This is a genomic window from Streptomyces sp. NPDC088746 (assembly GCF_044751065.1).
GTDB lineage: Bacteria > Actinomycetota > Actinomycetes > Streptomycetales > Streptomycetaceae > Streptomyces.
Genome location: NZ_JBIVLA010000005.1, coordinates 211,469 through 231,902, shown reverse-complemented (window position 1 = coordinate 231,902; position 20,434 = coordinate 211,469). Strand labels below are relative to the sequence as shown.

Below are 20,434 nucleotides of genomic sequence, written 5' to 3'. Positions count from 1 at the left end.
GACCGCCCGTCGACGGGGCCGGCACAGACACGCTGGACCTACGGGCGACGTCCCGTTCCCCCGCCTCGCTACGGACGCAGGTCCAGGGATATGTGCGGGGACAGGGCGCGGAGGAAGTCGGGTGCGTCGAAGATCTCTCCTGCTGATACGACGCCGACCGCGCGGGTCCGGCCCGTCAGTACGCGTCCGAGCGCTTCCACCACGAGGGGCGCGGTGACCGCGTAGATGTCCTGGCCGCGGGCCACGGCGCGGCGTTCGGCGTCGCCCGAGCGCACCACGACGTCGACGAGGAAGGTCTGGCCGGACCGTCCGTGTTCGTCGACCGCGGTCGGTGTCGGGGTGTCCGGCGCGGCGATGTCGCGGGCCGCTTCGACTGTCATGTAGGTGCACACGTCCGGGATGGACAGGTGGCTGGGGATGGTCACCACATCGGCCATCGTGAACTCCCCGACGACGGACCGGGGGCCCATCGGGTCAGGGAACTCCCAGTCCAGGAGCGGCGGGTCGTCGTGGCGGTACTCCAACTGTCCGCCCGCGTAGCGGAGACGCCGGCCCTCCCGCCGCTGCCGCGAGACCGCGCCTGCCGTGCGCGTCCCGGTGGTGGGGTGCCAGTGGTTCAGCCCGTAGGCGATGTGCGCCTGGTCGGCCTCGGTCCAGTCGCCCATCGCCGCGGTGGCCAGCAGGTCGCCGAAGCCGCCGAAGAAGGCCATCGCCGGCACGATCACCGCTCCGGCGTCCCGGGCCCGGTCGGCGAAGTGCGCGAAGGTGTCGAGGTTGGCCTCGATCTCGGCCGCCACGTCCAGGTAGGGGATCCCGGCGCGCAGAGCCGCCTCGATCACCGGGGCGGCCGTCGCCGCGAAGGGCCCGGCGCAGTTGATCACGGCTGCGGCGTCGGCCAGCAGGCGGTCGAGCGAGCTCGAGTCCTCGACCGTGGCGGGGATGGCGTCCAGCCCGGTCTCGTGCGCCAGTGCCTTGAGCTTGTCGGCGTCACGGCCGGAGAGGAGCGGGATGAACCCGCGATCCCTCAGCTCCGCGACCACGAACCGTCCGGTGTGTCCGTAGGCGCCGAACACCGCCACCGTCCGAGTCGATCTCATGTGTCTTCTCCTGCGTTCGAACGTTCTGTTTGATCTGTCACGGACATACTCGCGAAGGCCGGAACCCTCTCGCGAGTGTCTGGAACGCCACGCCTCGTACACTTCCGGACATGACTACGGTTGCACTGGCTGTCACCGACGGCATGCTGCACTTCGAACTGGCTCTGGCGTGCGAGGTCTTCGGACCTGGCGTGACGGGAACGGCGAACCCCTGGTACCGGCTCCGGATATGCGGACCACACGCTGTGCGCGCAGGCCGCTTCAGCCTGGAGCCCGATCACGGGCTCGACCACCTCGCGGACGCAGACACCGTGATCGTCCCGGGCTGGGCCGACATCGACCAGGCCCCTCCGGCCGAGTTGGTCGACGCGGTCCGCGCGGCGCACGAGGCCGGCGCACGCGTGGCCTCCCTGTGTACGGGCGCGTTCGTGCTGGCCGCCGCAGGACTGCTGGACGGCAAGCGCGCGACCACCCACTGGGCGCACACACGGGAACTCGCCGAGCGTCACCCACGGGTGACGGTGGACCCGGATGTCCTGTACGTGGACAACGGCAGCGTGCTCACCTCCGCGGGCAAAGCGGCCGCCATGGACCTGTGCCTGCACCTCGTCCGCCTGGATCACGGTGCGTCGACCGCCAACACGCTCGCCCGGCGCCTGGTCGTACCGCCCCACCGCGACGGCGGCCAGGCCCAGTTCGTGACCACCCCTGTACCGGCTCCGACGAACCACCCCCTCGCCGACCTCTTTCCCTGGGTGATCCAGCGGCTCGATCAACCGCTCACGGTGGAGGACCTGGCCCGCCGGGCACGAATGAGCTCGCGCCACCTCGGCCGCCACTTCAGGTCGGTGACGGGCACCACCCCCCTGCAGTGGCTACTCACTCAACGCATCCGCCACGCGCAGGAGTTGCTGGAGACCACCGACGAGACCATCGATGCCATCGCGGCGGCGACCGGCATGGGCACCGCCACGACGCTGCGCCGTCACTTCAACCGCACGGTCGGCGTGCCACCGGACGCCTACCGCCGCACCTTCCACGCACGAATCGGCCCAGCTCGGCACCAAGGCGGGGCCTGACGGCCCACGGCACGAAGACCCCCGAGCCGGAGCCAGGGGTTCGCCGCGTGCCGAGCGGCGAAGTGTGCAGGGCCGGTGACCGGTCACCCGGTCGCGGTCCGGCTGTTCAGGGGCGGGCCGCCGCATAGAGGACGTCGCGCAGTTCGGGCTGGGCCTCACGGTCCTTGCTCCACACGAGACGCAGGCTGAGGTCGGGTACGGGGAGGGCGAGCTGGACGAGGGTGCCGGCGCGGAGGCTGTCGGTGACGGCGAAGCGGGGCAGCAGGGTGACACCGAGGCCGTGTTCGGCCCATGCGCGCATCACAGGGACGCCGCCGGCTCGGACGCGTTGGGGACCGGTGCCGAGGAGGTGCTTTCCGGCCAGCCAGAAGGAGCATTCCGGGACGTTCACCAAGAGCCGTTCGTCATCGAGGTCGGCGGGGGTCAACGTGGGGCGGGCGGCCAGGGAATGGGTCGGGGCCGCGACGAGGGCCAGGGGCACGGGGTCGAGGTCGAGGAAGGCGAGAAGTTCGGCGGGGGCGGGGAAGCCCAGCCCGCCGAGGGCTTCCCCGGCGTCCAGGAGGAGGGCCGCGTCGAGGCGCCCATCCGCGACATCGGTGAAAAGCCCTTGGCGTGTGCGGTCGGAGTGGACGTCGACCGTGATGTCGGGGCGGCGTTCGGCCAGCCGGGCAAGGACGAGCGGAACGTGGGAGCCCGCGAGGGTCTCCAGGGCGCCGAGCCGTAGCCGCCGGTGCTCTTCGCGGACATCGTGGACGGCTTGTTCAGCGGTGTCGAGCAGGGTGCGTGCCCAGCGGCGTAGGCGCTCCCCGGCGGGAGTCAGCTCCATGCCTTTGGGGCCTCGGGTGAACAGCGCGACGGCGAGGCCGGTTTCAAGGGTGCGGATCTGCTGTGAGACGGAGGAGGGGGCGAGGCCGAGGGCGACGGCAGCGTCCGTGACCGTGCGGTGCCGGATCACGGCCTCGAAGGTGACGAGTTGGCGTAGTTCCACGTACGCGCCCAACACCGCATGAGCGTTCGGAAATTCCGAATGCAGGGTGAGACTGTGCCGGTGGAGTGCCCTGACCGGTCGGACCGATGGTGGGTGGCGTGATCGATCTGGCTGCTCACCGGAGGCTTCCTCTTCCATGGCTGTCGTGAATCCTGTCGCGTCGCCGTCGCCCGCTCCGTCCCGGGCGAGGCGCACCGGCGCGCTGACCGGCGTGTCGCTGGGCTATTTCATGGTGTTGCTCGACACCACCGTGCTGTCCGTCGCCGAACCTGATCTGGCCGCGTCGCTGCACACGTCGATGGCCGGTCTGCAGTGGGCCACCACCGGGTACACCGTGGTGTTCGCGGCTCTGCTGCTGTCGGCGGGGGCGGCGGCCGACCGGTTCGGCGCCGACCGAGTCTTCCGGACCGGCACGAGCGTGTTCGCGCTCGCGTCCCTGCTCAGCGCCCTGGCCCCGAACCTGGGTGCGCTGCTGGTCCTGCGGGCCGTGTCCGGGGCGGCAGCGGCCGCGTGCGTGCCGGCCTCGATGGCACTGATCGCCCGCCTGTACCCACAGCCTGCGGCGCGGGCCCGCGCGATCTCGGTGTGGGCCGCGGTCAGCGGGGCGGCCGTCGCGGCCGGCCCGATCGCCGGGGGTGCTCTGGTGGAGGCGGCCGGATGGCGGGCCGTGTTCCTGGTCAACGTGCCCCTCGGGCTGCTCGTACTGGCTCTGACCTGGGGACGGGCGGTGCGCTGCCCGCGCGGCGCCAACCCTGTCGACTGGCCGGCGCAGGCCGCGGCTGTCGTGGTGCTGGCACTGCTCACGGACGTCCTGATCGCTGCCGGCGCGGGCGCATGGGTCCGCACCGCGTGGTCGGCGGGCGGGTTCGTCATCGCGGTGACTGTGTTCACCGTGCTCGAACGACGCAGCCGGGCCCCGGTCGTGAACCGGACGCTGTTGCGGTCGGCACCGGTACGGGCCGGTCTGCTGGCGGGCGCGGTCACCAACTTCGCCCTGTCCGGCGCCCTGTTCGTACTGCCTCTGCTGCTGCAGCGCGAACGTCACCTGAGCGCCCTGGAAACGGGGCTGGCATTCCTGCCGCTGACCGTCCCCTTCGCCGCGAATCCGCCACTGACCGGCAGGATCGTCGCCCGCACCGGCCCCCGGCCCCCGATTCTCGGCGGCCTGGCACTCCTGACCGCCGGAGGCACGATCCTGGCCGGCACGGTGTTCGCGGAATGCGCCTACGTCTGGCTCGCGGCGGGCCTGCTACTCACCGGCTTCGGCATATCGTTCATCCTGCCGGCCCTCGTCGCGGCCATCATCGGCGCCGCCCCGCCCGGTACGGCCGGCTCGGTCGGTGGCCTGCTCAACGCCATCCGCCAGATCGGCGCCACCTTCGGTGTCGCCCTCATGGGCGCCGCCGCGACCGCCGGCACGGGATGGTCACTGCTGCTGTCGGGCGGCCTCTGCGCCCTCGCCTGGCTGGTCTTCGTGCTGACGCCCGGGGATGCACCCCAGTAGTCAGCAGTTGGATCTGTGCGCTCACTCGAGATGACATCCAAGACGACGGCCTCACCCTGCGACTGCGCCTTGGCACGCACCCGGTCCGCGAGCTGGTGTGTCTCCGGCCGGCAAGGCCCTCGCCTCGAACCCGACCCGAACCGCTGGCTGTTCCCGGAGGCCCGGGCGTACCGGCCGATGGAGCCTGCAAATAGTTCAATATTTCGAGACTGGATCTCTTTGTACGGAATCACCCCGGGCCTGCCACAAGTCTGGCACCGGTATTTCCTCGGGGCCCCAGGAGATGCAAACGTCCCCTCTGGATCTACCTTGAGCGCACGGTAGATCGCATCGATACACTCAACTCAGCGTCCTGGCTTTCCTTTGCGATGGGCACTCTCATTTTTGCCATCGATCGAGATTTTCCGTGGGTTCGCAGATTCTGAAGGCGGGCGCGACGAACCCACGGTGCCAGGAGAGCAGTTCGCCGGAATGAAGACAGCTCCTCAGAGCTTGCTTCAGGTCGCGGCGAGACCTGGGGAGCTCACTCCAGAGCCGTAGAAGCCTGTCGTCGGGAGAGGGCCAGCCTGCGTCGATCTCGGTCGATCTCTGTGACGACGACCGTGATCTCGTCGCCGACTTGAACGACCGCCTCTGGAGCCTCGACAGGCGGCCAGGTGAGCTCTTGCAGATGGACAAGTCCCTCGATGTCGTCGGTGACCTGCACGAATACTCCGAACGGGGCCAGCTTGGTGACCTGCCCCCGCAGCGTCTGCCCCACCGTGGTGGCCTCGGCGAAGGTCTGGAATGGGTCAGGCTGCGTCGCTCGCAGGGACAGCCTGGCCTCTCCGTTCGTTGTGTCGAACTGGAGGAACTCGCAGGAGACCCGCTGTCCCACCTGAACGACGTCCGAAGCTGTCTCGAAGCGTCGCCAGGACAATTCGGGGATCGTGATGAACCCGACGCCGGGGAAGACCGGATGGTCTGGGCCGTTGTCCAGCGCCACGAACACTCCGAACCGTTCGATCGCGCCGATCTGGCCCGAAAGAAGTTCTCCGGCGCGGAGGGATTTCAGGAATGCCCAGAGCCCGGGGTTCTCCGTGGCGGCCGTGGACATCCAAGCTCTACCTTGCTCCAGGTCGACGGCGGTCACCTCGGCGGTGATCCGGTGGCCGACCTCCACCGCCGCTGCCGAGAACCGAACCCAGGACAGATCCAGCGACCCCACGAACCCCAGCGGACGGGCGGTGAAACCGTCCAGGATGACTGACACACCTCGTCGAGATACCTCTGCCACGATCCCGCTGTAGACATCACCGACCTGGATCGCAGCCAGAAACTTCCGGAAAAACTCCTCGTCCGACGCCCCGCCCATAGTGCCCAGCCTCTCACGGGCCATCCGGGACCACCTGCGACGGCGCGGAGTACGGGCGGTGATCCCGCAACCTGCCGACCAGATCGCCAACGCAAGCGCCGAGGCCGCAGCGGCAGGCGCCCGCCCGGATTCGACCGCGAGGCATACAAGCAACGCAATCGCGAGGCATACAAGCAACGCAATACCGTCGAACGCTGCATCAATCGCCTCAAGCAGTGGCGTGGTCTGGCCACCCGCTACGAGAAAACCGCCACGGTCTACCGCGCGGGCCTCCTCGTAGCGGCCATCTTCCTCTGTTTTCCGGCCCCCTGAAATGACAGCTCACGGCCGGAGGCACTCTCTCTGCGGATCGAAGCAGATGAGCCCATGCTCGCGAGCCAGCGAAGCTGCGTACTCGGACACCTCCTCAGCCTTGCCGTAAGACAGGAGCAGGTACACGATCGGGCCCGATGCCTCATCGATGACCGGTGGCGACGCCCATACGACACTGCGGTCGATGTCATCCGGGTATCGCGCGACGAGGGCTTCCACGTACGCCGTGACGTGGGGCACCGGGGGCACGAGTGCGTCATCCGCCTCCAGGTAGCGCTCGTAGAGCTCGTCGTAGGTCGAGCCCGCTTGATGGTTGTCGAATGGACGGTCGCCGTCCCACACAGCGAGGTCATAGCTCACAGGCGCATCGTCGCAGGCAGCAGTTCTGCCGGCGCCAGCAGGCCCTGCGATCGAACCTCCACCGGAGTGATCCGTAAGAGACCCCCTAGTCGTCCACGTTCTCCTCGCGGCGGATCGTCCGCCACGCGGCCCGCGCGCGCTGCGTCCAGGTTGGACCGAAGCTCTTGTCGGGGCCGAAGTGCTGGCCCTTTGACAGCGGGCGCCTCGACGCCGCCGGCCTCCGGGCGGGGTCGGCACCCGGTCATTGGGAGATTGGCGACACGCATAACGCCCATGTCGGGCGCGATTCTGTCCGCCGCTTCACAATGACACGGCGGGCCTCCGGCGCACGGGCCGCGCGCGCCGGGGTCAGTTGGGGGTCTCGGCGCCGGTGTGGTTCAGGATCGCTGCGGTCAGTGGCGTGAGCACTTCCCGGGGGAGTGCGTGCCCCATGCCCGGGATCTCGACCGTGCGTGCCCCGCGGATCACCTGGGCGAGATGCTGCGGGTGCGGGGGAGGGAAGACCGGTTCGGCCGGGGCCGAGATCACGAGGGTGGGCACGTCGGTGCTCGCCAGTTCCTCGGTGCGCAGCATGCCGGAGGTGTCGGCGCGGCCGTGCGCGGTGCTGGAGGCGTGGTGGCCCGTGTGCTCGATGATCCTCCGCTCCAGTTCGCGGGCGCTCTCCGCGTCGAACGGGAGCTGCTCGCCCGCCAGGGCGCGCCAGTGTGCGACGCGGGCGTCGAGCTCGCCCTCCGGGCCGCGCTCCTCGGCCGGGCGGGACCAGATCTCCAGTACGTGGGGTGCGATGCCGGGGAGTTCCTCCGGCGGGACGCGTGTGCCGTCCGGCCGCACGTACGGGGTGGTGCTGAGCGCGGACGTCCCGATCAGGGTCGCGCTGAGCAGGCGGTCCGGGTGGTCGGCGATGAGCAGTTGGGCGAGCATTCCGCCGAGGGACATGCCCACGACGTGGGCGCGTTCGATGCCCAGGCCGTCCAGAACCGTGATCGCGTCTTCGGCGAGGTCCGTGACGGCGTACGGCTGCTGGTCGAACGCCCAGGTGGACCGGCCGGTGTCGCGGTGGTCGTAGCGGACCACCCTGTGGTGCGCGGCGAGTGTGTCCACCAAGGCGTCCGGCCAGCCGAGGCCGGACGCTGCCGCGCCCATGATCAGCAGGAGGGGAGGGGCGTCGGCGGAGCCCCGCTCCTCCGCCCACAGGCGCACGCCGGGTGCCGCACCGATGTAGTGGTCCATGGTGTTCCTCCTGTGACGGGCTTCAGGCGAGACGAGACGAGGCGAGACGGGCGAGACGAGGCGAGACGTATCGTCTCGTGTCTACTGTAGCGCAGGTGTCGCCCGCTTGGTGTGGGACCGGGGAGCTTGGGGCGTCTTATGTCACCGGCGGGGGAGGGGGTGTGTGGGTGGTGGTGTCCGGTGCGGGTGGGCGTCCGGCCGCCCGGGACGTGAACGGGTGGCGCGTCGATGTGCCGGTCAGCTCGCCCATACCGGGGTGTGCCGGGGGTTATCCGGAGTGCGGGTTCTCCCGTGTCCGGGCCTGGTGCCGGCGGGCTTTGAGCCGGTTCCCGCAGGTCTTCATGGAGCACCATCGTGCCGTGTTGGCGCGACTGCGGTCCAGGAGGAACAGTCGGCATTCAGGGTTCTCGCACGGCCGCAGGCGGCCGGGCATGCGCTCCTCGACGTCCGCCCACGCGAGCACGAGTTCCACGGCCAGCCTGCGCTCCGGCGGTACGTCCAGGTGCCACTCGATGCCTGATGCGCTGAGCTGCGGGACCTTGTGGACGTCGGCGAGGACCCGGTGCAGGTGAGGCTCCGGTGCTGCGCCGGAACTCACCGCCTGGAGCGCGTCCCGGGTGGTGCGCAGCCACCGGCGCTCGTCCTTGTCGCCGCCGAGGCCTCCGTGCTCCCGCGCCCACCGATCCACCACGCGGTCGTCGCTCCACAGGTCCTGGCGGCGGCCGTCCGTGACGGGGGTGCTGTTCAGGGCCTGCATCAGCGCCTGGTCGTCCAGCATGGGCCACACCTTCTCAGCTAACTCCATCAAGCCGTTTGACAGGTTACCTCAAGGCCGGTCTACTGAGGGCCGAGAGGTAACCCGCATGATAAGGCGAAGGGGTTAGTCATGGTCGAGATTCTTCACCGTTACGCGACGGTCCGGGGACACCGCGTCTTCTATCGCGAGGCGGGAGCCCGCGAAGCGCCCACGCTCGTACTCCTGCACGGGTTCCCCACCAGCTCACGCATGTTCCGCCACCTCATCCCGGAGCTGGCCGACCGATTCCACGTCATCGCCCCCGACCACCTCGGCTTCGGCAACTCCGATGCCCCGCCGGTGGACGCGTTCACGTACACCTTCGACTCCCTGACCGACATCACCGAAGCGCTACTGGCCCAACTCGGCGTCACGCGCTACGCCTTGTACGTCCAGGACTACGGCGCACCCATCGGCTGGCGGCTGGCCCTGCGCACCCCGGACGCGATCAGCGCGGTGATCACGCAGAGCGGCAACGCCTACGAGGACGGCTTCGTGCCGGACTTCTGGAAGCCCGTATGGGCGTACTGCGAGAATCCGGGCCCCCGCACCGAACCCGCCGTCCGGTCCGCCCTCTCGTTCGACGCCATCCGTCGTCAGTATCTGCACGGAGTGGACCGGCCCGAGCTGGTCGACCCCGACACCTGGGCCGCTGACCACCGCGAGGTCAACCGGCCGGGCAACGACCTCGTGCAGCTCGCTCTGTTCCGCGACTACGCGACCAATCCACCCCTCTACCCCGGGGTGCACGCCTACTTCCGGGAGCGCCAGGTTCCGCTCCTCGCGGTCTGGGGCGCGGGCGACGAGATCTTCGGCCCGGACGGAGCACGCGCCTTCACGCGGGACCTGCCGGACGCGGAGATCCACCTGATTCCCGGCGGCGGACACTTCCTGCTCGAAAGCCACCTGGACACCGTGGCCGGGTACATCCGTGGCTTCCTGATAGCCACTGCCCCGCCCGCCTGAGCCGGCCCCGCCCGGCTACTGTGCGGCCGTCATCCACAGTTCGACGTCGGAGATGATCAGGCGGCCCGGCCGCTGGGTGGCGCTGTCGGGGACGACGGCTCGCACCAGCGGCTGGTCGCCCTTCTCCACGGTCACCTTCGTGCCGTCGAACTTCGGTGACTCGGCGCTGACGACCGCCCGGAGGTCGGACTCCAGTCTGCCGGCCGCCGCGTCGTCCTTGACCACGAAGCAGAGGATCTCGGTGTTCTCGGCAGCCGAGGACGCCTGCTGGCCCAGGGCCGCCAGGCGCACCGGGCTGGAGGAGCTGAGCGGGTTGAAGTCCGCGCGGTAGACGTCACCCAGGCACTCTGCCGCCCGGCGGAACTCCCTGTCGTCCGCCAGGGAGGAGCCCTCCTCCGGATCGACGGCGGCCATGGGGTCGGCGTCCCGGGTGGAGTAGGAGATCTCGTCCTCGGAGACCTGGAGTGTCGCCCCGGTGTCACCGGGGTGCGCCCAGACCTTCCGGCCGTCCTTCTCGCTCTCCGTGTAGCCGTTGGACTTCAGCGACTCGGTGATCGCCGACGCGTCGAACGATCCCGACCAGTGTCCGGCCTCACCGGTGTCGATCGCGGTGTTGATCCGGGTGACCTTGAACTGCTGCCCCAGGAGACCGGGTTGGTACGGATTCAGCAGCGGGCTGGCCGGCTGCGACACCTGGGTGAACCGCTTGGCGTCGCCCTTGCTCAACTCCCGTACGCGAGCGGCGTCGACGAAGGTCACCTCCTTCGTGCCGCTGTCGTCGGCGAGGCTCCCGAGCGCTGTGAGCAGCTCGGAGCCGTCCTCACCGTCGGAGGGACCGGAGGACGAGCAACCGGTGACCGCGGCGAGCAGAAGAGTGACGAGAGCGGTGGCGCCGGCGGCCGGCCCGCGTGCTGGTATGCGCATGATCAGGCAGCGTATACCGGTGCCCGGCGAGGGTACACGTGCGACGAAAGGCCCTGCGGCCAGTGGTGGTCCGGCGGGCCGGGACCCGTCCCCGCGAGCACGGCATCCCGCAGGAGGCACGGTGGCCGGCCGCGCCGCGACTACGCGCGAAGGAGTCCGATCATGGCCCTGGTGCAACTCGATCTCCCCGACCCGATGGCGTTGCGCGGGCGTTGGGCGGCTCTCGCCGCCGTGCAGGCCGCCTCGGGGCACGGCGAGCGGTGCCGGGCGCTCTGGCCCTTGTGGCATTACGACGACGGGCATGGCAGCTGGGCCGACCTGCACCACCTCGACGAGGGCCGTGCGGTGTTGCTCGGACAGGACCGGAACGACTCCGAGACCTATTACGCCGAGGCGTCCGACTTCTTCGAGGAGAAGGAGACCGACCTGCTGGCCGGTGCGCCCGAGTGGTGGGAGCCGCCCGTCCGCCGGGTCCGGGACGCGGAGCTCTTCCTCGGATTCGTGTACGGCTTCGACGGCAGGGCCTGGTACCGCGCCGAGTACGAACTCGACGACGGCTTCGAGAGCTTGGGGCTGCCCGTGCTGGCCACAGCCCTGACCAGGGGGAAGATCGTCGCCACCGTCCAGCGTATGCCGGACTCCGAGGGAGGCAGGCCCGCCTACGAGGCGATCGACGCGCTGATCGCCGCCGACGGCGAGGCCGATGCCGGCCTGGTGGCCGCTGTCGCCCCTTCCACGGGCTGGGACGCTGAAGCCGGGGCGGCGGCGGCGCGGGCGTTCCTCGCGGTCTGACCGGCGGTGGGTTCGCAGAACCACGGACGGTGGGTCCGGCCGGGCGCGCTGCCCGGCCGGACCGTGTTCACCGGGTCACCAGGCCCGGAAGGTGGCTTCGGCCCGGTCCGCTGTGGTGACGTGCTCGGCGTACAGCAGCGCGTCGCGGTGCCGCAGGTAGTGGCCGGGTGCGCTGTAGGACTCGAAGGACACCAGGGACCGGTCCGAGAGTCCGGGCACGCGACGCCACGTCGCGTCCGCCCGGAAGCCGGCGTCGTCCGTGCGCGTGTCGATCCACACCTCTCCGTCCCGCTGCCTCAGGAAGCTGCCGGGGAAGTTGACCGACTCCAGTGAGACCGCCGACGGGCCGGCCGGACCGGGGACGGCCTTCCACTCCATGTCGGCGTACGGCGCGACGTGGGGGTCGACCCGGCCTCGGCTCCAGGCGTGCCGGACGAACTGGTTCGGGGCGTCGGCCGCCTCGAAGTTGAACACGTTGCTGCGGATCGAGACGTTGTCGAAGCGTGCGAGGGCCTTGGCCGGTGCCGCCGTACCGGTTTTCGGCGACAGCATGGTGGCGCGTACGCCGTTGGCGCCGGAGGTGAAGCCGGAGTCCGTCGTGCTGATCTTCGGCTCGGCCATGTCGTCGACGTAGACCTTGAGGGACGAGCCGATCGCCTCGATCCTCACCCGGTGGGGCTTTCCGACCGCTCCCGTCAGGGGCGCTTTCGCCATCGGGGTCCGTTCGTCCCCGGTCGCCTTGCCGAGGACCAGTCCGTTCCGGCTGATATCGGCGTAGTAGCCGTGGAAGCCCTCTGTGCCGGTGCCCGGTTGTGTGACGCGGAAGGCGAGGCCCGCTTCGCCGCGGCCGTGGCGCAGGGTCACGTCGGCCTCGTAGATCAGGTCCGAGAAGTTGGTGTCCTGGAGGGCAGAGCCGCTGGAGGCGGCCGTGGCGGAGTAGGCGCCGCTCTCCGGCGACCAGTCTGCGTCGCCGTAAGTGCGCCACCCGACCGCGTTGCCGTCGTCGAAGTTGTCCTTGACCTTCATGGTGACCGGCCGGATCGTGCCGTCCTCGTTGAAGTGGATCCGGTCGTAAGCCAGGGCCCGGTGGTTGCCGTCGGTCTCGCTCAGCGGGCGGCGGTGGTAGACGATGTACCAGATGTCGGTGCCCGGAACGTTCACGACCGAGTTGTGCCCGGAGCCACGGGCGACGGCAGGGTCCTGGGCCAGCACCCTGTCGATCTTCTTGAACGGGCCGGTGGGGGAGTCCGACATGGCGTACGACACGGAGTAGTCCGGGCCGGTCCAGCCGCCCTCGGACCACATCATGTAGTACGTGCCGCCGCGCTTGAACATGAAGGAGCCCTCGGTGTAGTTCTCCGGGGTGATCTCCTTGTAGACCGACCCGTCGGGGAAGGTGCCGAGGCTGGTCATGTCCGCGTTCAGTTTGACGACGTTCGCGTGGCCCCAGCCGCCGTAGTACATGTACGCCTGGCCGTCGTCGTCGATGAAGACGTCCTGGTCGATCGGCTGGGCGCCGTTGTGGAACGCGTCGATGAGGGGACCGCCGATGGCGTCCTTGTACGGGCCCTCCGGGCGGTCGGCGACGGCGACGCCGATCCCGCCGAGCTCGGAGTCGTCCTGGATGTCGTTGGCGGCGAAGTACAGGTAGTACTTCCCGTCACGGAAGACCGGCGCGGGCGCCCAGAGCGCGTACTTCGCCCATGACACATCGGCGATGTCGAGCACCTTGGGGTGTTTGGTCCAGTGCACCATGTCCGTCGACGAGAACGCGTCCATGAAGGTCTGTTCGCTGTAACCGCGGGACGTGGTCGGGTAGATCCAGAAGCGGTCGCCGTAGACCGCGACATCCGGGTCGGCGTACCAACCGTCGACGATCGGGTTCCCCGCCTCGGCCGTACTCGGTGCCGGTGGGGCGACGGCCCGGGGCGCGGCCGGTTGCCCGGCACCCGCGGGGGAGGGCCCGAAGCCGAGCAGCAGCGCGGCGGCGGCCAGGACGACGGAGAGCTTGCGGAAGGTGCGCACCATGAGGACGGAGGGCCTTTCTCGTGTGCGACAACGTTGTCGGGCGAGGTCCGTGGCAAAACGTCGGGCGTTCTCAGGGGGCGTGCGAGACGGAGGTGAGGAGCCGTCACTTCGGGGCGGGCCCACTTCTACTACGTTGGAAACTGAAGCGACGTGCAGCATAAGAACATGGGTGTGGGGCGCTGTCCACCCCGCGCGTGACGGAAACCCGGGGCCTCGTGGCCGGGCTTCGCCGGGGAAGATCAGGGTCGGCGTCCTCAAGGCGCACAGAGGTCCCGCCCGCCCTCCTGCCGGCCGGTACAGCGGGAGCCGCCGCCGTCCTTGCGTCCTCCCGGCGGCCACGTCGGCCTCCCGTGCGCGGTGGTCGGTCGTGAAGGACCGGCGGTCTGATCGGTGCCCAAAGCTTCACTCAACCTCCCTATAGTGGTGCCGCGTTGATCGTATGGCCGCAACGCGCGAAGCCGTCTCCCTGGAGTCCGTACGATGACGACCCCCTCCTTATCCGCCGCGTCCGCACCCGGCGGCGGCTGCCCCGCGCACCCCGCCACCACGCCCGTGCCGCTCAGCGGGCCGGCGTTCCACACCGAACCGCAGGCCCTCTACCGGACGATGCGCCACTCCTACGGGCCCGTCGTGCCGGTCGAGCTCCCCGGCGGGTTCCCGGCCTGGCTGGTCGTCGGATACCGCGAGCTCCACCAGGTCACCAGTGACGGCGAACTCTTCCCCCGGGACGTCGGGCTGTGGAACCAGTGGGAGCACATACCCGAGGACTGGCCGCTGCTCCCGATGGTGGGACGGCCCATGCCGTCCATCTACTTCACCGCGGGCGCCGAGCACCGGCGCCATTCCGAGCTGGTGGTACCCGCGCTCGAGGCCGCGGACCCGTTCGAGACACGGGGGCACTGCGAGCAGCTGGCCGACCGGCTCGTCGACGGCATCTGCTCCCGAGGCACCGCCGATCTCGTCGCCGACTTCGCCGAGCCGCTCCCGGTGCTCGTCCTCGCCCGCCTCGTCGGCTTCCCCGACGCGGAGGGTACGGACATCGCCCGGGTCCTCAAGGACCTTGCCGACGGAGGCCCCGGCGCCCAGGAGGCCTACACCCGCTTCGGCGAGCACATGCGGCGGCTGGTGGAGGCCAAGCGGGCGGTGCCCGGCGACGACATCACGTCCCGGATGCTCGCGGACCCGGCGCCCTTCACGGACGAGGAGTACGCCCTCGACCTCATGGCCGTCACCGCGGCCGGGCACCTCACCACCGCCGACTGGATCAGCAACTCCCTGCGGCTGATGCTCACCGAGGACCAGTTCGCCGACTCCCTCGCCGGCGGGCGGCGCAGCGTCCCGGACGCGATGAACGAGGTCCTCTGGGAGGAGAGCCCGACCCAGATCCTCGCGGGCCGCTGGGCGGTGCGCGACACACAGCTCGGCGGCCGCACCATCCGCGCCGGCGACATGCTCCTGCTCGGCCTGGGGGCGGCCAACACCGACCCGCTGATACGCCAGGAGGCGGTTTCCGGGGGTGGGGGGCACCACGCGGCCAACGGGGCGCACCTGGCGTTCAGCCACGGGGAGTACCGCTGCCCCTTCCCGGCGCAGGAGATAGCGGAGACCATCGCCCGTACCGCGATCGAGGTCCTCCTCGACCGGCTGCCCGACCTCGAACTCGCCGTACCCGCCCAGGAACTCGTCAGGCGGCCCTCCGCCTTCCTGCGGGGCATGAACGCGCTGCCCGTCCGGTTCGCTCCCGTACACATGACAGGAGACCCGCTGTGAACTGCCCGCACGCGACCGTGGTGATCGACCCCATGGTCCAGGACCTCGACGGTGAGACGGAGACGCTGCGGGCTTCCGCCCCGCTCGCGCGCATCGAGCTCCTCGGCGTCCCCGCATGGACCGTCACCCGCCATGCCGAAGCGCGCCAACTCCTCGTCGACACACGCCTGGTGAAGGACCTGGACGCCTGGAGTCTCTGGCGGAGCGGGGAGGTCACCCACGCCTGGCCGCTCATCGGCATGATCGACGCCGGACGTTCCATGTTCACCGTGGACGGCGCCGAGCACCGCCGGCTGCGGACGAAGACCTCCCAGGCACTCACCCCGCGCCGCCTGGAGGCCATCCGCCCGGCCATCGAGAAGTTCACCGAGGAACTGCTGGACGTCCTCGCCGCGCGGGGCGAGGACGAGGTCATCGACCTCAAGGCCGTGTACGCCCAGCCGCTCCCGATGAAGGTCGTCGGTCTGCTGATGGGGGTGGACGAGGCGTTGCACCCCATGCTGACCCGGCAGTACAAGGCCTTCTTCTCGATGCTCACCCCGCAGGAGGACCGGCTGGCGCTGATTGCCGAGCTCGATGTCTTCTACGCCGAACTGGTCCGGGAGAAGACCGCCCACCCCACGGACGACCTCACCAGCGCGCTGATCCTCGCCGACGAGGGCGGGGAACCGCTCACCGAGGCGGAGGTCGTCGGCAACCTCAAGGCGATGGTGGCCGCCGGGCACGAGACCACGATCGGCCTCATCCTCAACGCCGTACGCGCGCTTCTCGCCCACCCCGACCAGCTCCGCAAGGTGCTGGACGGGGAGATACCGTGGGACACGGTCATCGAGGAGACGCTGCGCTGGGACACCCCCACCACCCACCTGCTGATGCGGTTCGCCACCGAGGACATCCAGATCGGCGACCAGGTGATAGCCAAGGGGGAGGGCGTGGTGATCTCCTACCGGGCCATCGGCCGTGACGTCACCCAGCACGGCGACGACGCCGATGCCTTCGACGTCACCCGGCCGACGCCGATCCGGCACATGACCTTCGGCCACGGGCCGCACATCTGCCCCGGTGCCGCACTGTCCCGGGTCGAGGCCGGGATCGCGCTGCCCGCGCTGTTCGGGCGGTTCCCGGAGCTGAAGCTCGCCATCGCCGACGACGAGATCCGCAAGCTGCCCGTCATGACACAGAACGACATGGAGGCCTTCCCCGTGCTGCTCCACGGCTGACGGCGGCGGGGGAGAGCTCCAGGCCGGACGCGCGCCCGGAGGGGCGGGCGTCCGGCCGTACAACTCCGCCCATCCATAACGGTGTTCGGGATCTCGGACGGCGTGCGGTTCTTCGAAGAAAGTGGGTGGCGCGCGGCAACCGATGCGGTGCGGGCGGCGACTGCGGGGTGCACCCCCATCCCCGACCCCGAAGGAGTTTCCTCGTGAGCCGCACTCTGAGGAGAAGCCTCGCCGTACTCCCCGCCGCGCTCCTGCTCGCCCTCGTGCCGGGCAGCGCCTCCGCCTACCCCAACCCGGGCGTCGTCAACGGTGACATCGTCGTCCACGACCCCAGCATGATCCGCAGCTCGTCCGGCCAGTACCTGCTCTACTCGACCGGTGAGGGCCTCCAGCTCCGCACCTCCACCGACCGCACCGCCTTCGGCCGCTCCGGGAACGCCTTCACCACCAAGCCGAGCTGGTGGAAGAACTACTCCTCGGCGTCCGACCCCTGGGCCCCGGACATCTCGTACCAGGGCGGCAAGTACCTGATGTACTACGCCGTCTCGTCCCTCGGCTCCAACACCTCCGCCATCGGCCTGGCGGCCTCCACTACGGGCCAGGCCGGCAGCTGGAGCGACTACGGGATCGTCTACACCTCGAACTCTTCGAGCGACTTCAACGCCATCGACCCGAACCTGTTCGTCGACGACGACGGCAAGTGGTGGCTGTCCTTCGGCTCCTGGTGGACCGGGATCAAGATGATCCGGATCGACCCGTCGACGGGCAAGCAGTACGCCGGGGACACCGCCCGCCGCTCGCTCGCCTCCCGGCCCACCGGGACGAAGGCCGTCGAGGCGCCCTCCATCGTCAAGCGCAACGGCTACTACTACCTCTTCGCCTCGTACGACACGTGCTGCGCCGGCACCAGCTCCACCTACAAGATCAAGGTGGGCCGGGCCACCAGCGTCACCGGCCCGTACAAGGACAGGAACGGCGTCAGCATGCTCAGCAACGGCGGCACGCCCGTCATGGAGTCGCACGGGCGCTACATCGGCCCGGGCGGCCAGTCGATCATGGCGGACTCCGACGGCGACCTGCTCGTCTACCACTACTACGACGGTCAGGACAACGGCACCCCGAAGCTCGGCGTCAACCTTCTGAACTGGAGCAGCGGATGGCCCGTCGCCTACTGACCCTGCTGAGCGCCCTCCTGCTGGCGCTGGCGCTGGGGCAGCCGACGTCCGCGTCCGCCGCCGAGGGCCGCCCCTACACCAACCCGGTCAAGGCGCAGAAGGGCGCCGATCCCTGGATCTCGTACCACGACGGCAACTACTACCTGGTGTCGACGAGTTGGACCGACGTCATCACCATGCGGAAGTCACCGACGCTGGCCGGACTCTCCACCGCGCCGAGCGTGCAGGTGTGGCAGGGCGACGCCGCCTCGCGCTGCTGCAACATCTGGGCACCCGAACTGCACTACTCGGGTGGCCGCTGGTACCTGTACTACGTGGCCGGCCAGAACATCACCGACTACAACCCCACGCAGCGCGTCCACGTGCTGCAGAGCGCGGGCCCGGACCCCATGGGGCCCTATACGTACAGGAACCAGCTGGGCAGCACCTGGATGCTGGACCCGAGCGTGCTCACGGTCAACGGGTCCATGTACCTGCTGGGCAGCGCGAGCGGCGGCGGAACGCAGAATCTCGTCATCGCGCCGATGTCCAACCCGTACACGCTCGGCGGGTCGTTCTCGACGATCTCCACACCCACCCACGACTGGGAGAAGTCCGGGGGCCCGGTCAACGAGGGGGCGGAGGTGCTCCAGCGGGGCGGGAAGACGTTCATCGTCTACTCCGCCAGCGGCTGCTGGACCCCCGACTACACGCTGGGGCAGCTCACGCTGACCGGGTCCAACCCGCTCTCGGCGTCCTCCTGGACCAAGAGATCCAGTCCGGTCTTCCAGCGGAACGACGCCGCCGGGGTCTACGGACCAGGGCACAACGGCTTCTTCACCTCGCCGGACGGCACGGAGAGCTGGATCGTCTACCACGCCAACGACTCGGCGTCCGACGGCTGCGACAACGGGCGTACGACGCGTGCGCAGAAGTTCAGCTGGAACTCCGACGGAACACCGGATCTGGGCACCCCCGTCGCCCTCGGCACGACACTGGCGGGGCCCTCCGGCGAGACGGCGGCCACCCCGACCGCGTACACCGTGGTCAACCGGGCCACCGGGAAGTGCCTCGACGTGAGTGGTGCGTCGACCGCCGACGGGGCGAACGTCCAGCAGTGGACGTGCGACGGCAGCGCGAAACAGCGCTGGCGCATCGACGACCGGGGAGACGACACGAGCAGGCTGGTGAGCGTCGCGTCGGGCAAGGTGCTCGACACCGCGGACTGTTCGGCTGCCGACGGCGCCGACCTGCGGCAGTGGTCCTGGCTCGACAACACCTGCCAGCGCTTCCGCTTCGTCACCGCCGAGGCCGGGGGATGGGTGCGCATCGTCAACCAGGCCACCGGGAAGGTAGCCGACGTGGCGGACTGCTCGACGGCCGACGGCGCCGACGTACGGCAGTGGACCTGGCTGAACAACACCTGCCAGCAGTTCGAGCTCGTCCCGGTGAGCTGAGCGACAGCGGGCCCGGATCCAGATCCGGGCCCGCGACTCGCGAGCCTTTTGAGGTCACGGCAACCTTTCGCGCGGCTCGCGGCGACTACTTCCCGGAATTCCCACCTCTTCCCCTCCCCGACCGAATGGATCACGCCATGGCAGCGAATCGACGACGTAGCAGCCTCCGGCCCGGACCACGGAGGGCGCTGAACGCGGGGGCGGCCGCCTTACTGTCCGTCGCCGCCCTCCAGACGTTCGCCACCGCGTCCGGCGCGGCGGCGGCGACCACCGTCACCGTCGCCAAGGACGGCAGCGGGCAGTACTCCACCGTGCAGGCGGCGGTGGACGCGATCCCCGCCGGCAACACCGCAAGGGTCGTCGTCTCCATCAAGCCGGGCACCTATCGCGAGCCGGTGAAGATCCCCTCCACCAAGCAGAACGTCACGCTCCAGGGCAGTGGTTCCAGCCGCAACGACACCGTCATCGTCTACGACAACGCCTCCGGTACCCGGAAGCCCGACGGCTCCGGCACCTACGGGACCAGCGGCAGCGCGACCGTCGCGGCCGAGGCCAACGGCTTCCAGGCCCGTAACCTCACGATCTCCAACGACTTCGACGAAGCCGCCAACCAGAACATGAGCGGGCTCCAGGCCGTGGCCCTGCGCACCGCCGCGGACAAGGTCTTCCTCGACTCCGTGATCGTCACCGGCGACCAGGACACCCTGCTGCTGGACACCGCCTCCAAGGCGACACTCGGCCGCGTCTACATGAAGGACTCCTACGTCGTCGGCAACGTCGACTTCATCTTCGGACGCGCCACCGCGGTGATCGACGCATCCGTCATCACGCTGAAGAAGCGCTGGGACGGCAGCTCCGCCGGCTACATCGCCGCACCCAGCACGGCCGCCGGCCGCAAGGGCTTCCTGATCACCGGATCCACCGTCAACGGCGATGTCTCGGCGTCGTCCTTCCACCTCGGCCGGCCGTGGCACGCGGGCGGGGACGCCTCGCTCGACCCGATGGCCACCTTCCGTGACACGACACTCAGCTCGGCGATCAGGTCCGCCCCGTGGACGGACATGAGCGGGTTCTCCTGGAAGGACGACCGCTTCGCCGAATTCAGGAACACCGGGCCCGGATCCGGCTCGGCGAGCAGCGACCGGCCGCAGCTCTCCGTCGCCCAGGCCGCGGAGCAGGAGACGGCCGACTGGCTGGCAGGCTGGACACCCTCGGCGTCCTGAGCCACGGTGGGTGGCAGCGAACCGCTGCCGACGATGCGGTCGAAGCGCTTCGACTCCACTCTGGACAGTCCCTGTGAGCGAGTCTAGGCTCCACGGTGTCTGAGCATGTCAGAGTGCGAAGGGGAGCACAGCACGGCGCTGTCGAAGCGCTTCACCGGCTCTCCCCTCCGGTCGCCATCT

At 69.7% G+C, this 20,434-nt stretch carries 17 protein-coding genes and 1 pseudogene; 10 read left to right on the top strand and 8 right to left on the bottom strand.

Annotated features, from left to right (window positions below; translation table 11 throughout):
• Positions 1–68: 68 nt before the first annotated feature.
• Positions 69–1,097 carry a saccharopine dehydrogenase family protein gene (locus ACIP63_RS23405; protein ID WP_401518738.1) on the bottom strand — a complete coding sequence of 343 codons (1,029 nt, stop codon included), beginning with the start codon at positions 1,095–1,097 and terminating at the stop codon, positions 69–71.
• Between the two features lie 110 nt (positions 1,098–1,207).
• Between ACIP63_RS23405 and ACIP63_RS23400 the strand changes: the two genes are divergently transcribed.
• Positions 1,208–2,176: a helix-turn-helix domain-containing protein gene (locus ACIP63_RS23400; RefSeq protein WP_401518736.1), complete on the top strand. Its 969-nt coding sequence runs from the start codon at positions 1,208–1,210 to the stop codon at positions 2,174–2,176.
• A 106-nt stretch (positions 2,177–2,282) separates the two neighbouring features.
• Here the strand turns inward: ACIP63_RS23400 and ACIP63_RS23395 are convergent, their stop codons facing one another.
• A complete protein-coding gene (locus ACIP63_RS23395; RefSeq protein WP_401518733.1) occupies positions 2,283–3,179 on the bottom strand; it encodes a LysR family transcriptional regulator in 897 nt (298 codons plus the stop codon).
• 130 nt (positions 3,180–3,309) lie between these two features.
• Between ACIP63_RS23395 and ACIP63_RS23390 the strand changes: the two genes are divergently transcribed.
• Entirely contained in the window at positions 3,310–4,668 is a 1,359-nt protein-coding gene (locus ACIP63_RS23390; RefSeq protein WP_401518730.1) for an MFS transporter, read from the top strand.
• Between the two features lie 523 nt (positions 4,669–5,191).
• Here ACIP63_RS23390 and ACIP63_RS23385 read toward each other — a convergent pair.
• A complete protein-coding gene (locus ACIP63_RS23385) occupies positions 5,192–6,046 on the bottom strand; it encodes a S1 RNA-binding domain-containing protein (RefSeq protein WP_401518728.1) in 855 nt (284 codons plus the stop codon).
• On the opposite strand from ACIP63_RS23385, the pseudogene ACIP63_RS23380 reads away from it, so the two are divergent.
• A pseudogene (locus ACIP63_RS23380) lies at positions 6,036–6,334 on the top strand (transposase); the annotation flags it as partial. The gene ACIP63_RS23385 and the pseudogene ACIP63_RS23380 overlap by 11 nt on opposite strands.
• A 9-nt stretch (positions 6,335–6,343) precedes the next feature.
• Here ACIP63_RS23380 and ACIP63_RS23375 read toward each other — a convergent pair.
• The 3 genes from ACIP63_RS23375 to ACIP63_RS23365 form a co-directional block, all read right to left on the bottom strand.
• Positions 6,344–6,694 carry a hypothetical protein gene (locus ACIP63_RS23375; protein WP_401518726.1) on the bottom strand — a complete coding sequence of 117 codons (351 nt, stop codon included), beginning with the start codon at positions 6,692–6,694 and terminating at the stop codon, positions 6,344–6,346.
• A 348-nt stretch (positions 6,695–7,042) separates the two neighbouring features.
• The gene (locus ACIP63_RS23370) at positions 7,043–7,924 is read right to left on the bottom strand and encodes an alpha/beta fold hydrolase (protein ID WP_401518723.1); all 882 of its coding nucleotides are present in this window, start codon (positions 7,922–7,924) and stop codon (positions 7,043–7,045) included.
• Positions 7,925–8,192: 268 nt separating this feature from the next.
• Positions 8,193–8,702, bottom strand: a complete 510-nt coding sequence (locus tag ACIP63_RS23365) for a CGNR zinc finger domain-containing protein (protein ID WP_401518720.1) — start codon at positions 8,700–8,702, stop codon at positions 8,193–8,195.
• A gap of 108 nt (positions 8,703–8,810) precedes the next feature.
• Between ACIP63_RS23365 and ACIP63_RS23360 the strand changes: the two genes are divergently transcribed.
• A complete protein-coding gene (locus ACIP63_RS23360; protein ID WP_401518717.1) occupies positions 8,811–9,686 on the top strand; it encodes an alpha/beta fold hydrolase in 876 nt (291 codons plus the stop codon).
• Between the two features lie 15 nt (positions 9,687–9,701).
• On the opposite strand, the gene ACIP63_RS23355 is transcribed toward ACIP63_RS23360, so the two are convergent.
• On the bottom strand, positions 9,702–10,610 hold the full coding sequence (locus ACIP63_RS23355) for a hypothetical protein (protein ID WP_401518714.1): 909 nt from the start codon (positions 10,608–10,610) through the stop codon (positions 9,702–9,704).
• 162 nt (positions 10,611–10,772) lie between these two features.
• Here ACIP63_RS23355 and ACIP63_RS23350 point away from each other — a divergent pair, with 162 nt between their 5' ends.
• On the top strand, positions 10,773–11,402 hold the full coding sequence (locus ACIP63_RS23350) for a proteophosphoglycan 5 (RefSeq protein ID WP_401518712.1): 630 nt from the start codon (positions 10,773–10,775) through the stop codon (positions 11,400–11,402).
• A 75-nt stretch (positions 11,403–11,477) separates the two neighbouring features.
• On the opposite strand, the gene ACIP63_RS23345 is transcribed toward ACIP63_RS23350, so the two are convergent.
• On the bottom strand, positions 11,478–13,430 hold the full coding sequence (locus ACIP63_RS23345) for a family 43 glycosylhydrolase (protein WP_401518710.1): 1,953 nt from the start codon (positions 13,428–13,430) through the stop codon (positions 11,478–11,480).
• A 480-nt stretch (positions 13,431–13,910) separates the two neighbouring features.
• Between ACIP63_RS23345 and ACIP63_RS23340 the strand changes: the two genes are divergently transcribed.
• The 5 genes from ACIP63_RS23340 (at position 13,911) to ACIP63_RS23320 (ending at position 20,254) form a co-directional block, all read left to right on the top strand.
• A complete protein-coding gene (locus ACIP63_RS23340) occupies positions 13,911–15,200 on the top strand; it encodes a cytochrome P450 (RefSeq protein ID WP_401518707.1) in 1,290 nt (429 codons plus the stop codon).
• Positions 15,197–16,420, top strand: a complete 1,224-nt coding sequence (locus ACIP63_RS23335) for a cytochrome P450 (protein WP_401518704.1) — start codon at positions 15,197–15,199, stop codon at positions 16,418–16,420. The genes ACIP63_RS23340 and ACIP63_RS23335 overlap by 4 nt, the downstream gene beginning before the upstream one ends.
• Before the next feature lie 203 nt (positions 16,421–16,623).
• The gene (locus ACIP63_RS23330; RefSeq protein WP_401518702.1) at positions 16,624–17,595 is read left to right on the top strand and encodes an arabinan endo-1,5-alpha-L-arabinosidase; all 972 of its coding nucleotides are present in this window, start codon (positions 16,624–16,626) and stop codon (positions 17,593–17,595) included.
• Positions 17,577–19,031: a family 43 glycosylhydrolase gene (locus ACIP63_RS23325; protein ID WP_401518700.1), complete on the top strand. Its 1,455-nt coding sequence runs from the start codon at positions 17,577–17,579 to the stop codon at positions 19,029–19,031. The genes ACIP63_RS23330 and ACIP63_RS23325 overlap by 19 nt, the downstream gene beginning before the upstream one ends.
• Positions 19,032–19,168: 137 nt before the next feature.
• Positions 19,169–20,254: a pectinesterase family protein gene (locus ACIP63_RS23320; protein ID WP_401518697.1), complete on the top strand. Its 1,086-nt coding sequence runs from the start codon at positions 19,169–19,171 to the stop codon at positions 20,252–20,254.
• Positions 20,255–20,434: the final 180 nt, after the last annotated feature.

Bases quoted from the DNA above. Each gene is read 5' to 3' on its own strand.
- ACIP63_RS23405 (WP_401518738.1), bottom strand. From the start codon at position 1,097: ATGAGATCGACTCGGACGGTGGCGGTGTTCGGCGCCTACGGACACACC.
- ACIP63_RS23400 (WP_401518736.1), top strand. From the start codon at position 1,208: ATGACTACGGTTGCACTGGCTGTCACCGACGGCATGCTGCACTTCGAA.
- ACIP63_RS23385 (WP_401518728.1), bottom strand. From the start codon at position 6,046: ATGGCCCGTGAGAGGCTGGGCACTATGGGCGGGGCGTCGGACGAGGAG.
- ACIP63_RS23370 (WP_401518723.1), bottom strand. From the start codon at position 7,924: ATGGACCACTACATCGGTGCGGCACCCGGCGTGCGCCTGTGGGCGGAG.
- ACIP63_RS23365 (WP_401518720.1), bottom strand. From the start codon at position 8,702: ATGCTGGACGACCAGGCGCTGATGCAGGCCCTGAACAGCACCCCCGTC.
- ACIP63_RS23360 (WP_401518717.1), top strand. From the start codon at position 8,811: ATGGTCGAGATTCTTCACCGTTACGCGACGGTCCGGGGACACCGCGTC.
- ACIP63_RS23355 (WP_401518714.1), bottom strand. From the start codon at position 10,610: ATGCGCATACCAGCACGCGGGCCGGCCGCCGGCGCCACCGCTCTCGTC.
- ACIP63_RS23350 (WP_401518712.1), top strand. From the start codon at position 10,773: ATGGCCCTGGTGCAACTCGATCTCCCCGACCCGATGGCGTTGCGCGGG.
- ACIP63_RS23345 (WP_401518710.1), bottom strand. From the start codon at position 13,430: ATGGTGCGCACCTTCCGCAAGCTCTCCGTCGTCCTGGCCGCCGCCGCG.
- ACIP63_RS23340 (WP_401518707.1), top strand. From the start codon at position 13,911: ATGACGACCCCCTCCTTATCCGCCGCGTCCGCACCCGGCGGCGGCTGC.
- ACIP63_RS23325 (WP_401518700.1), top strand. From the start codon at position 17,577: ATGGCCCGTCGCCTACTGACCCTGCTGAGCGCCCTCCTGCTGGCGCTG.
- ACIP63_RS23320 (WP_401518697.1), top strand. From the start codon at position 19,169: ATGGCAGCGAATCGACGACGTAGCAGCCTCCGGCCCGGACCACGGAGG.